This window comes from Aliiglaciecola sp. LCG003, from assembly GCF_030316135.1.
Lineage (GTDB): Bacteria > Pseudomonadota > Gammaproteobacteria > Enterobacterales > Alteromonadaceae > Aliiglaciecola.
The window spans coordinates 3,753,543-3,765,826 of record NZ_CP128185.1 but is presented as its reverse complement, the minus strand read 5'-3'; the positions used below and the strand labels follow the sequence as shown (position 1 = coordinate 3,765,826).

The following is a 12,284-nucleotide window of genomic DNA, read 5'->3' as shown; positions in this document are numbered from 1 at the left end:
GTTAAGCAGTTTTAGCCTCAGGCTAATTAAAATTAGGTAATGTATGACTAACTTGGTGGTCGTATACCAAGGCGGTTTCCACATGATTAACTTCTTTTCTTGCGGTGACAGCATTAAACACAAAATCTCTTAAGTGAATGGAGTCAGATACGGTCACGTGAATTAAGAAATCATTTTCTCCGCCCATATGAAAAATACTCATAACTTCCGGCAAGGGGAGTAAATCTGTTTGAAACTGGTTCACCGTGGCGCGATTATGATCAGATAAGCGCACAGATATAAGCGCTTGAATGTGGCCGCCCAGTGCTTTCATATCGACTAACAGATGTTGACTGATAATGGTGCCATCGGCTTGTAGTCGCTTGACTCGCTCTAAGCAAGATGAGGGTGCCAGTCCCACCTGAAGAGCGATATCTTTATTTGATAGACTGGCATCCTGATACATCAGGGCCAAAATTTGCAAGTCCGTATTGTCTAAGGGGCGAATATTTTTTTTCACTGTTGATCTTATATTTGAACTGCTATACAGCCATGGTTTAAAATTTATTGCGCTGGAAAGTAGCCGCCCAAAATAGCTTTTTTGCTGGCACCGGTCACACTGGGTAAATTACCGGCAATGCCATTCTTATGGGCAAAGGCTAACCAAGCGAAAGCGACTGCTTCTACTTCATCCGGCAGTATCCCTAACTCTTCAGTCGTAGATAACTGGGCTTCGACTAATTCGTTGGCTAATAAATCCATTAAGAAGTCGTTTTGCGCCCCTCCACCACATACAAAAACTTGTTCAACATCACCCAATAGGTTTATTTGTTGAGCGATTGAGCAGCACGTTAGCATACATAGGGTTGCTTGAACGCTTTCAACAGTACATTGGTGTCCAAGGGCTGCCAAGTTGTCCTCAAGCCAAGCAAGATTGAATTTTTCTCTGCCAGTGCTTTTAGGCGCAGGTAACCCAAAGTAGTCATCACTAGCCAGTTGTCGTAACAACTTAACGTCACGACTACCTTGTGCCGCCCAAACGCCATTTTTGTCGAAAGCTTGCTGTAGGTGCTTTTTGCACCATGCATCCATCAAAGCGTTGCCGGGACCTGTGTCAAATCCAAGCACCGGTTTTCTTGGATCTTTGGGAATGTAGGTAAGGTTTGCAATTCCGCCTATGTTCAGCACCACGCGAGAATGTTGTGAATGTCGAAATACTGCCTGATGAAAGGCAGGCGCTAAAGGCGCTCCTTGGCCTCCAAGGGCAATATCTTTGCGGCGAAAGTCAGCTACCACATCTATACCCGTTAGCACCGCTAACGTATTTGGATCGCCTATCTGCAAAGTGAAGCCATTAGATCCATTTGGATGGTGGCGAATGGTTTGTCCATGGGAACCTATGGCAGTTATTTTATCCGCCTTTACCCCAATGACGGCAAGCAACCTATTGACTGCCTCGGCAAAGCAAATAGCTACGGCACGGTCGGCGTGCCCCATACTAACCACTTCATTCTCAGAGCTCGAACACAGCCGATGCAACTGACTAAGCAATAATGTCGGATAGGGATAGCTTTGATATGCGATGACGATAGGTTGAATTTTTGAAAAGTCTACCAGAGCAACGTCGACACCATCCATACTGGTGCCAGACATTAACCCAATATATAGGTCTGACATAGCTCTCCTATTAATTCATTGCTAGCATGATACGTTTTGTGTTTCCTAACTGTTCAACTCGTTTAGCAGCGATTTTTGCAAACGCCTGAGCTTCATCCTTAGCAATGGGTTTGGCTTGGGGTAGCGCAACGGTTCGTGGATTGCGGTGAACACCATCTACTAAGAACTCATAGTGTAGATGAGGACCCGCAGCTAATCCAGTCGCTCCCACATAACCAATGACTTGACCTTGTTTAACACTTTGTCCTTTTTTAACTGCACGTTTGGTGAAGTGCAGGTATTTGGTCACATACTTTTCACCATGCTGAATGAATACATGATGACCATTAAATTTATCGTAAGTCGCACGAATCACGCGGCCATCTCCTGCAGCAATAACAGGGGTGCCGGTATTTGCCGCGTAATCTACGCCGCGATGCGCCTTCCAACGTTTTTGTACTGGGTGGAAGCGCTTTTTCTTGAAACTAGAGCTAATATATTTAAAGTTAACCGGTGCGCGCAGAAAACTTTTACGCATACTGCGGCCCTGTGGCGTGTAGTAATTGCCATCTTCATGCAATATCGCGGTAAAAACTTCGCCTTGGTTAACAAACTCTGCGGCCACAATTTTACCTGACTCGACAAATTCACCGTTGCTAAAATGTTCTTCATATACAACATTAAAGGAATCGCCTTGGCGTAACTCTAAAGCAAAATCAATGTCCCAACCAAATATACCGGCTAGATTCATAATTTGGTTTTCCGGTAGATTTGCCTTAACAGCCGCATTCCAAAAGTTACTGACAATTTCGCCTTGTGCGAAATTAAATCGAGTATCGAGGTTTTGTTCCAGGATTTTACTGGCAAACTTGTTGGTATCTTGACGGTCAATTTCTAGGGTTTTGGTTGAAGATAACTGGTAGCGTATTGACTCTAACTGGCCTGCCGGATCAATTAATAATTCAAGTTGTTGTCCTGGACGCATCTTTAAAAGCTGTTTTGCATCTTTTCCCGCCGTGCTTACATAGTGGGTTTCTTGTGGTGTTAAACCAGCTCGATGTAAAATTTTAGCCAGGTTGTCGCCTTGCTTAATTTTAAACACTTGCCAATCAGGCGTGTCTACTTCTAAAGCCTGCTGCAACTGCTCAGGACTATCAATGGATACAGGAATGTCGTAACGCTTGCCAACTTCTAGGATCTGGCTATTCTTTGATGCCTGAGCCTGTTCTGATGGAATGAAAATCAAAACCAATAAAAATAATGCTAGGCCAGACAACAGGGCCTTATGCTTGATGGGTAATTGTTTAAGAGTCTTTTGTACCACGTTCTATCAAATCTCTGCTTACTTCGCTAAAGTGAGAATATAACGATTTGCGTTAAGTTTCCACCCGCAGGTCAAAAAATGTACAGATTGATGGGTATGAAACTAAATAACCTGTTATATAAAAAAATACATAAGTCCTTTCACTATGGAGCCTGCATGCGTAAAATGCGCGCCTTAATAATATTTATTTTCCGTGCTCAAGAGGTAATGTAATGACAAATTGGCAAGACGCAATTAACGAAATTAAACGCGGTGCGGATGAGATTTTGATCGAAGAAGAGCTTGTTGCCAAGCTAAAAGAGGGTAAACCTCTAAAAATTAAAGCTGGCTTTGATCCCACTGCACCGGATCTGCATCTAGGCCATACCGTTTTATTAAATAAACTGCGTGCTTTTCAATCGCTTGGCCACGAAGTAATCTTTTTGATTGGCGATTTCACAGGCATGATCGGTGATCCTACTGGTAAAAATGTCACTCGTAAACCCCTCAGTAGAGAAGACATTCTGGCCAATGCGCAAACCTACAAAGAGCAGGTGTTTAAAATTCTTGATGAGAGTATAACAACGGTCAGATTTAACTCTGAGTGGATGGATACTCTAGGCGCGGCAGGCTTGATTAAATTGGCCGCACGTCAAACCGTAGCACGGATGCTAGAAAGAGATGATTTTAAAAAGCGTTATGCCAATGGTCAAGCTATAGCGATACATGAATTTTTATATCCTTTGGTTCAAGGCTGGGATTCTGTTGCGCTGCAAGCTGATGTAGAGCTAGGTGGCACAGATCAGCGTTTCAATCTATTGATGGGGCGAGAGCTGCAAAAATCGGAAGGGCAACGTCAACAAACGGTACTGATGATGCCGCTGCTAGAGGGCTTAGATGGTGTGCAGAAGATGTCCAAATCCTTAGGTAATTATATCGGTATCACGGATGCACCCAATGACATGTTTGGCAAAATCATGTCTATTTCAGACGATTTAATGTGGCGCTACTACGAGCTGCTTAGCTTTAAACCAATAGAACATATTGCTGAACTTAAGGTGGCGATAGAACAGGGCGCTAATCCTCGAGATGTCAAAATTGAATTGGCCAAGGAAATCATCGCACGATTTCATAGTGACGCCGACGCAGAAAATGCCCATCAAGACTTTATTCAGCGCTTCCAGAAAAATGCCATTCCAGATGATATTGCTGAACTGACCATTGACTCAGCTGCTCAAGGTTTTCCCATCGCTAATTTGCTCAAAGAAGCCAATTTGGTTGGCTCTACGTCAGAAGCGATGCGGATGATTAAGCAAGGCGCGGTGAAGATTGATGGAGAAAAAGTTGAAGATGCGAAACTAATGGTGAAAGCGGGCTCTACAGCTGTATTTCAAGTTGGCAAACGTAAGTTTGCCAAAATTAGCTTAAAATAGTCTTACGTGAGATCTGGCTACGCATTGGCTAATCTCTTAAATTAGCCAGTGCGTAATAAGCCCTTAACCCTAAACGTCGGAAGGGGGAAAAGGGGAATTTAGGCGGAGGCGACTGCCAAAAGGGCAAAGAAGGCAAAGCTTCTGGTTCGCAAATACTTTGGGCTAAACGCTTACCTGCCAATGTCGAGAATGCCAATCCTGAGCCACAATACCCCATTGAATAGTGCACCGAACTGTCTTCATTAGCACCAATTCTAGGATAATTGTCATAAGTCGCACTTACCCAGCCGCTCCAAAAGTAATCCGCATTGATGTTCCCTAAAGTTGGGAATGTACTTTTTAAACCGGCCAATAGTCGCTGTAGATGTACAGTTTTGTCAGCATCTTTTCCTGCTATCGCGCCACGTCCACCGAACAATATGCGATTATCCGGTAACAGACGATAATAGTATTTCATCTTACGGGTATCCATCGCCAAGAGACCGGTTCTTAGATTCACCGCTTCTAATTCTGTTGCGGTCAAAGGTCTAGTCACTATGATGCTAGACAATACCGGAAAGTGGCGATTATCAACTGTGGTATGCAGCTTTTTACCCGTGTAACCATTGGTGGCAATTATGACTTTTTCAGCGGTGACCCTGCCATTTGGAGTGTACAAACAATGCTCATAAGTTTTGTGTTGCCAATTGACGACAGGGGAGTTGCAATAAAGCGTAACACCCGCTTTTTCAGCTAGATCTTTATAGCCCAATACTAACTTCAATGGATTGACACCGAAACAGTCACCGAAATAGATCCCGCCGAACATATTGGCGCTTTTCAGATAGTCATGCTCGACTTCTTTGCTGCTAACAAACCGTACTGATTCGCCAAATTTTTGATGCAGTTGCTCTGCTTGATATCGCAAATCAGCGACTGAAGCGCGGCGATGGGCAAGTTTGAGATAACCTCCTGCTGTTTTATCACAATCGATATCGCCTGCCGTTATCATATGTTCAACTTGCTGAATAGACTGCATATATTCTTCAAACACTTGGGTGGCAATACTACTGCCCCACTTGCGCTCCATGTCGAATAATGAAAGCCTACCTGTCCCAGGTAAGACAAAGCCCGCATTGCGACCGCTGCATCCCCAACCTGCGTCATTCGCATCCAATACTATTACTTTTTTATTATACTGTGATGCTAGATGATAAGCGGCAGATAGGCCGGTATAACCGGCTCCGATTATGGCGATGTCAGCATGGGTGTCTGAGGTTAGTTGGTTAGTAGTGGGTAATGCTTTGATCGATCTAGACCAATAGGAATCAGGGTATCCCTGCGATGGTTTTGGGTGGCTCTCAATTAGCGGGTCGTACATATTTAATTTATCTTATTTTTAAAATTCAAGAAGCATTTCTGCGGCGACACATTCACAAATATCGTTACAAACAGGGCAGCAATATCCTTCTTCAATACTGAGGTGACGCCACTTTCCAGGATGTTCGGCTATTAGCTTGCCACCACACTTGGAAAAATATTTATAAGCACTGTTACCGGGACTAGCTAGCCAGATATGTGCCAGACCGGCTTTTGCCCCTTGGTGTCGTGCTTTTTCAATCGATAAGGATAGTAACTTAGAGCCAATACCTAAGCCTCGGTAGGCGTCATCTACGGTATTACACTTAAAATAACAAACCTGTTCACTTGGCAATAACCATTTATCTGCAGAGCACCATTTATCCATTTTCCACTTTTTAGCTGCAATGGTCAGTCGAAAACCAATCAGTGTGTCTCCGTCAAGAGACACTAAGCTGGCATTAATACCATGCTGAAATGAGTTAAGGTATAAATCTTGAAGGCTGGCGACATCGAGATAATTATCGCCGTGTACTTGATTACCAAGAGCGATAATTCGTTCAAAATGTTGAGGAGCTAGCGGTTCAAAACGGATTTCGGTCATTGTCTTATTTTGACTTTCCATTAACGTGTCTTTGCTATGTATGTGAGATTAAGATAAAAATTTATTATCCCACATTTAGATGCTAATTATTAAACGTGAAAAATAATTGATGGGTTAGGGCATAGAGCTGTATTGTGTAATTAGACTGCATAATCCTCATCGCTTATTATACGCCTTTTTTTTTCGAGCTTGTTAATGATGAATAACGCAGCCTTGGCACATTCATCTATGCTGCCATACAAATGGTCTTCAAGATCACTTTCTATTCCAGACTGTTTACGAATTCTGATTAGCTGTGCCTTTGATACTGCCGTACCAATACAATAAGTATCTATTACGCTACCAGACTTCATCGCCAGATTATGGGTCGCTAGGACATATACTTCAGCTTCAGTTGTATAAGCCTGCAATGCAGTCATATCGCCTACATAACCCCAGAATGGTACATCGATTGTGTTGACTAACTCGGTAAAGTCTTTAGCAAATTGTTTTGCTAAACTTTCACCCACAGCACCTGTAACAACCGCATGCATTAATTTGTTTTCATAACTAAGCTGGTAGCTGCCATACTTGTCCTTGCGCGAATAAACTTTCATTGCTTCTCGATGCTGTTAACGGATTTCTCAATGGTGTTTCCGTCCTGTTGCCAACCCTGCATGTCTCCTTGCAAGTGCTTTATCTCGGAGAATCCATATTCTAATAGGATCTTAGTTGCTTTAGCTGCTCGCACTCCTGAACGACAATACACTACCACCGGCTTATCTTTATGCGTACTCAGTAGCGGTATATTCTGTTCAATCTCAGTGTGAGGGATGTTTATCGCATTGGGGACATGCCCTTCGCTGAATTCTTCGGCTGAGCGTACATCCAAGATCAGCCAGTTAGCGTCACTTTGTTTAGCCAGTTGTTCGGCATTAATATCTATCACTTGATCGGCTAATACGGACCAGCTAGCAAGGCTCAAGAAGGAGATGACCAAGGTATTTATAAACTGAAATTTCATTGAATTACCTAACGCTTGAAATGAAAAGAAAATTAACATCTTGCAATAGATTCAAAATAATTTTTTTGATAACAAATGCTCAATATTCGTAATTAATTGACCTACTGTATAGCTAACATTTGAAGGGACCCGTTTAGCGCAGAACAATAATTGCACGATACTTTCAACCTGTTACAAACTGCATACTGTTTGATTCAAGTGTAGGTTAGGCTAATGACTAAAGCAAAGGTTAAACCGATCAGGGTTAATAGGGTAATTACGGCAAAGTTTACAGCATGTAAAGTGCGATCCATATCACCAAAGCGCACTTGCCGATCAGCGCCTACTTTTGGGTATCGAACTTTATTGCCTTTATAAATCGCTGGACCACCTAACTGGATACCCAAACTGCCAGCTAAAACTAACTTGAGCATATGCTGAAAGGGCAAATTGTTGGGACGCTGTTTAAATGCTTTAAACACACTAGTGATACCATTTAGTAGACTAAATACAACGGCAAAAATACCAGACGGAAGATAAAATAGTATTTTACTGATTCTGGCAGCCGCTAACCCAAAATCTTGATAACGACGTAATTTAATATTCCAGCACTGTGATAATTCATATATGAGGCGGACAGATAGAGCAGTTAATCCGCCGCCAATCAAATACCAAAAAACAATACCAACTTGTTGATAGTTGAAACGTAAAACTAGTGCTTCAATTGCCGCTTTAGCCATTCCCATCGGTGAAAGGGTTTCCGTCTCACGTAAAACTAAATAGGACAAATGGTGTCGAGCGAGCTGTTTTTTTTCGGCTCGAATCGATTTTTTAACAAGTTTAAAATGCATCAATATGGGTTGGAATCGAAGCGCGATAAGGAGCATCAAGCCATCAAAAAAAATAGGGTACTGGGCAATAAATAACGAAATGGCGACAATGATTATCATCGGCAAAAGCAGCACTATAATCGCCAAGCTGCCGGATAATTGCCGTTGCATCGAACTTCTAGGCTGATTTGGATTAACTTTAGCGGCTAAGTTTAGCGCTATCAGGCGAAACAGCGTTAATGGATGATATTTATCCTGCCATGGCAACACACGCTCTAGCATTATCACTAAGGTGACAAGAATAAAGGGTTCCCAGCCTGATGCGCTAAGCCAACTTAATACCGATGACATCTAATGATTAACGTCTATGGTCAGCGAGTTGGGCTAACATCCCCATTACTAACTGGGCAGAGTTTTTGGCTGCTTGTTCTATATAAGACTTGAATGAAACCGTTGAGGTTTGACCGGCAATATCCGACAGTGAACGGATCACTACAAAAGGAATGTTGAGCATATGGCAGCTTTGGCCAATTGCGGCTCCTTCCATTTCAACTGCGCGCATGTCAGGAAATGCCACCCGTAATCTAGCTGCGGCATCATCACTGCCAATGAAGGAGTCGCCGGTACAAATCAAACCACGTTTGGTTTTTATATGTTTAAGTTCTTTTGCTGCAGTTTCTGCCGCTGCTATCAGTGTCGGTTCGCAATCGTAAAAGGTTGGCATTCCAGCCACCTGACCGGGTTCGTAACCAAAGTGGGTAACATCAACATCATGGTGTTGAACCTGTGTGCCAATTACCAGATCACCAATATTTAAGTCAGCATCAAATCCGCCTGCCGAACCGGTATTGACCACTACATCAGGTGTGAAACGATCAATCAAAATAGTGGTGGCAACCGCAGCGGCAACTTTGCCGATACCACATTTCACTACTGTGATGTCGGAGCCATGGAGTTGACCTGAATAAAAAGTAAATGAAGCATGCTTGGAGACGGTAACATTCTCAAGTGATGCCTGCAATAATGCCACTTCTTCATCCATGGCGCCTAAGATTGCTATTTTCATATAAATAATACGTAAATCAAATTTGTGCGAATTTTAATATTTACTGGCGTAAATAGCGAGTGAAGACGCACATATGCCATACAGAAACTTACAACTTAACGATTCCTGTAATGGCACTACCAAATTAGCACAAAGTTAATTTAAGCCGCCACAGGACGGCTAGAGCGTATCGGACGCTTGGGTTTATCCGCCCGTGGATTGTCAGGATTATTAGTGCCCGGCATCAACGGCTTTGGTTGCTTGCGTTGAATTGGCCCTAATTTCCCATCGATACATTCTTTTATCTCTTGGGCGGTGTAACCATTTTTGACCTTTATACGCAGATGAGGAATACGAGCAGCATCTAAGGCACTGGTTACGTACCAATCTCGTTGGGTTTTATAACCTTCTTTTCCTTTCGGGTTGACTAAATCAACCGCGATCACCGGACTCATGTCATCTTTATTGCACAATACGAAATCCAACTGCCTGCTTGAGGCTTTCAGCAAGGCACTTTTAGCCGTTCGCTTGTCAGTATTTTGACGTAAAGACAGTACTTCTGATAACCTCACTCGACACAGCACTCGATATTTACTGCCGACTGCGCGCTCGATAAGATCCAAAAAAGTGACTTCTGTTTGACTCAGCAGTGCCGTCTTGCGCTTAAACGGAAAAGAAAGCCCATTGTCATTGAGTTTCAAAGCGACCAAAGCTACTACAATTAGTAGCATCATTAGTATTATAGCCAGTTCCATACAGACTCCATGAATAGACAAAAAATTGACGTTAACTAGGGTAACCTTGAAGATTGCAAAGACAGTGCCATTCATTCCCGTAGATCAGTTACACCCAATGTCCGCTACAGCCTTGGACACTTCCTTACAGTTTTTCGGGGAAGCAGAGCCTATTATCAGCCTTTAGTTTTTTAACGTCCTGAAAGCAGGTCATTAGGGGTAAGGTCATGGGAAAATCAATTATCATGCTTGGCGGGGTTGTATTGTTGGCGGGCTGTGCCACCCAATCTTTTAAAATCAATGATGGCATTGCAGATCGGCCAGACTACCATAAAATGCAGCACTTTTTCTTCTCTGGTGTGGCTCAAGAACAGCAAATAGATGCGGCAAAGATATGCTTTGGAGCGGAGAATATAATTAAAGTTGAGGTCCGACAATCTTTCCTAAATGGCGTATTGGGCTACTTAAGCTATGGGATCTACACGCCTAGGGACATAAAAATATTTTGTAAAAGCTCAACAAGCAAAGCTGATTCAAAGCCTTAGCTCACAGATGCTGATAAGAGCCTATGATTTGACTAATATATCCACTTGAGTTCCGCCACCATCTTTGGAAATAATAATGATTTTATTGTCATTATCATATGCCATAAGTATGCGTCCTTGGTGGGTCTCCATTCTTTGGGCCTGCCCCAGTTGCTGTAAATAAAAATCGCTGGTGGTTTGCTGATTTGCTTGGGCATGATAGGTCATACTTGCAGGCAAATCTTCAGCAAAAATCTGACACATACGAGCTTCTTTGAACAGCGGAATCGCATAGAAATCTGCAGGGCAGGAAACAGCCGACAAATCTGTTTGAGCTGACTCTTGAGCTTGGCTGGCGATTGACAGCGCAAAATACAACAAACATGAGCTTGTTATTTTCCAATCTCGTTTTAAATTAAACTTCACCAAAGATCACCTGTCTTACCTACAATAATTAAGACACTATAGAAGTTGTGCCGGTTTCCAGCAATAACTAATGCACGGCTTAAGGTATGTAAACAAGGGGAAAAGTATGTTCTCGTGGATCCTCAAGGTGATAGGAAGCTACCTGCGACTCTGTATATTTGCACTGGGTTTGTTGATTGGCTTACAAGTGCCGGCGTTTATCGATCAATATGAAAAACGCGTAGACGCCCATTTGTTAGAAGCGCGGCTTAATCTAGCGGGCTTTCAAGGGACCGCCAATCGATATTTCGCTGGGGATATACAAAAGCTCATTGCCTACTATCGTGCGAGCGATGATAAGGTGTTTAATCACGACGCCAATAGTATTGAAGGGATATATTCAAGGGTCATAGCATTGCAAAAAGAACGGCTCGAATTACAGACTCATCCGGTCAAGCAGGCGTGGCATGTCTTTGTTAAACCCCATCGAAACCTGTTCGACGAGACGGTTAAGGAGTATTCTTATACGGTTCCGATTAACCTATTTGCGCTAATTTGGGGGCTAAGTTTAGCTATGTTGATGGCGCTAACTATAGATTCAGTTTCTGGCGGATGTCGCTGGAGTGTAAGAAAATTAAGACATAGCGATTCTTATTAACAACAACAATACTCGTTGGCGTTTTGGCAGGGTAAATGATAACAATCAGGAGTGAAATTGAAGAATTTAAGCATAGATATTGTCTCAGATATATCTTGCCCATGGTGCATCATCGGCTATAAAGGTTTACAAGGCGCGCTGGCTAATCTTTCCGACCAACTAAGTGCATCTATAACCTGGCATCCATTCGAGCTAAATCCCGATATGCCGCCCCAAGGTCAGGAAATTAACGAACACATTACGCAGAAATACGGTATTTCATCGCAGCAAGCGCAGCAAAATCGCGAAATGATTAAGCAGCGTGGCTTATCTGTGGGCTATGAATTTGGTAATCGAGGTGGAGGTAGAATTTATAACACCTTTGATGCTCACCGGTTATTGCATTGGGCCGCTGAGCAGCATAAACAGACAGAGCTGAAATTAGCGTTGTTTGATTTGTATTTTAAGCAAAATGGCAATCCAAGTGATCATCAACAATTACTGGACACTGTTGCAGCTGTTGGTCTTGATGTGGATAGCGCTCGTCAGGTATTGAGCTCAGATCAATTTTCTCAGCACGTTCGTGCCGAACAACAACATAACCATAAAATGGGGATAAGTTCTGTGCCTGCTTTTATCATCAATAAAAAATATCTGATCAGCGGGGGGCAGCCGGTCGAAACATTTGAAAGTGCATTGCAGGAAATCGCCAATAAAGAGGCCGACGAGGGATAAAAAACAGCTGATTAGAATGAAAAAAACCATGCCTGCGATGTAATTGCAGACATGGTTTTGTGTGCGCTCACAAGGCTTT

General features: G+C 42.9%; 15 protein-coding genes. 4 read left to right on the top strand and 11 right to left on the bottom strand.

Features of this window, described 5'->3' with window-relative positions; translation table 11 throughout:
• Positions 1–22: 22 nt before the first annotated feature.
• From QR722_RS16390 to QR722_RS16380, 3 genes are read right to left on the bottom strand one after another with little or no spacing between them, the layout of a single operon-like run.
• On the bottom strand, positions 23–499 hold the full coding sequence (locus QR722_RS16390; RefSeq protein ID WP_286284019.1) for an Lrp/AsnC family transcriptional regulator: 477 nt from the start codon (positions 497–499) through the stop codon (positions 23–25).
• Positions 500–543: 44 nt separating this feature from the next.
• Positions 544–1,656 carry an anhydro-N-acetylmuramic acid kinase gene (locus tag QR722_RS16385; RefSeq protein WP_286284017.1) on the bottom strand — a complete coding sequence of 371 codons (1,113 nt, stop codon included), beginning with the start codon at positions 1,654–1,656 and terminating at the stop codon, positions 544–546.
• A 10-nt stretch (positions 1,657–1,666) separates the two neighbouring features.
• Entirely contained in the window at positions 1,667–2,959 is a 1,293-nt protein-coding gene (locus QR722_RS16380) for a peptidoglycan DD-metalloendopeptidase family protein (protein ID WP_286284015.1), read from the bottom strand.
• A 212-nt stretch (positions 2,960–3,171) separates the two neighbouring features.
• Between QR722_RS16380 and tyrS the strand changes: the two genes are divergently transcribed.
• Complete coding sequence (gene tyrS / locus QR722_RS16375) at positions 3,172–4,371, top strand: tyrosine--tRNA ligase (protein ID WP_286284014.1); 1,200 nt, start codon at positions 3,172–3,174, stop codon at positions 4,369–4,371.
• Between the two features lie 28 nt (positions 4,372–4,399).
• On the opposite strand, the gene QR722_RS16370 is transcribed toward tyrS, so the two are convergent.
• The 7 genes from QR722_RS16370 to QR722_RS16340 all read right to left on the bottom strand — a co-directional run bounded on the left by QR722_RS16370 (position 4,400) and on the right by QR722_RS16340 (position 9,925).
• Positions 4,400–5,731, bottom strand: coding sequence for an NAD(P)/FAD-dependent oxidoreductase (locus QR722_RS16370; RefSeq protein WP_286284013.1), 1,332 nt, complete (start codon positions 5,729–5,731; stop codon positions 4,400–4,402).
• An 18-nt stretch (positions 5,732–5,749) separates the two neighbouring features.
• A complete protein-coding gene (locus tag QR722_RS16365; protein WP_286284012.1) occupies positions 5,750–6,334 on the bottom strand; it encodes a GNAT family N-acetyltransferase in 585 nt (194 codons plus the stop codon).
• Between the two features lie 119 nt (positions 6,335–6,453).
• On the bottom strand, positions 6,454–6,909 hold the full coding sequence (locus tag QR722_RS16360; protein ID WP_286284011.1) for a hypothetical protein: 456 nt from the start codon (positions 6,907–6,909) through the stop codon (positions 6,454–6,456).
• Positions 6,906–7,316, bottom strand: coding sequence for a rhodanese-like domain-containing protein (locus QR722_RS16355; protein ID WP_286284010.1), 411 nt, complete (start codon positions 7,314–7,316; stop codon positions 6,906–6,908). The genes QR722_RS16360 and QR722_RS16355 overlap by 4 nt, the downstream gene beginning before the upstream one ends.
• Before the next feature lie 194 nt (positions 7,317–7,510).
• A complete protein-coding gene (locus tag QR722_RS16350; RefSeq protein ID WP_286284009.1) occupies positions 7,511–8,476 on the bottom strand; it encodes a cobalamin biosynthesis protein CobD/CbiB in 966 nt (321 codons plus the stop codon).
• A gap of 7 nt (positions 8,477–8,483) precedes the next feature.
• Positions 8,484–9,191, bottom strand: a complete 708-nt coding sequence (locus tag QR722_RS16345) for a 5'-methylthioadenosine/adenosylhomocysteine nucleosidase (protein WP_286284008.1) — start codon at positions 9,189–9,191, stop codon at positions 8,484–8,486.
• Positions 9,192–9,331: 140 nt separating this feature from the next.
• Positions 9,332–9,925, bottom strand: a complete 594-nt coding sequence (locus tag QR722_RS16340) for a DUF2726 domain-containing protein (RefSeq protein ID WP_286284007.1) — start codon at positions 9,923–9,925, stop codon at positions 9,332–9,334.
• A 206-nt stretch (positions 9,926–10,131) separates the two neighbouring features.
• Between QR722_RS16340 and QR722_RS16335 the strand changes: the two genes are divergently transcribed.
• A complete protein-coding gene (locus QR722_RS16335; protein ID WP_286284006.1) occupies positions 10,132–10,449 on the top strand; it encodes a Bor family protein in 318 nt (105 codons plus the stop codon).
• Between the two features lie 21 nt (positions 10,450–10,470).
• Here the strand turns inward: QR722_RS16335 and QR722_RS16330 are convergent, their stop codons facing one another.
• Positions 10,471–10,854, bottom strand: a complete 384-nt coding sequence (locus QR722_RS16330) for a hypothetical protein (protein ID WP_286284005.1) — start codon at positions 10,852–10,854, stop codon at positions 10,471–10,473.
• A gap of 106 nt (positions 10,855–10,960) precedes the next feature.
• On the opposite strand from QR722_RS16330, the gene QR722_RS16325 reads away from it, so the two are divergent.
• A complete protein-coding gene (locus QR722_RS16325; RefSeq protein WP_286284003.1) occupies positions 10,961–11,491 on the top strand; it encodes a DUF2937 family protein in 531 nt (176 codons plus the stop codon).
• A 57-nt stretch (positions 11,492–11,548) separates the two neighbouring features.
• Positions 11,549–12,205 (top strand): DsbA family oxidoreductase, encoded by a 657-nt coding sequence (locus QR722_RS16320; RefSeq protein WP_286284002.1) that lies wholly within the window; start codon positions 11,549–11,551, stop codon positions 12,203–12,205.
• The last annotated feature ends 79 nt before the right edge of the window (positions 12,206–12,284 follow it).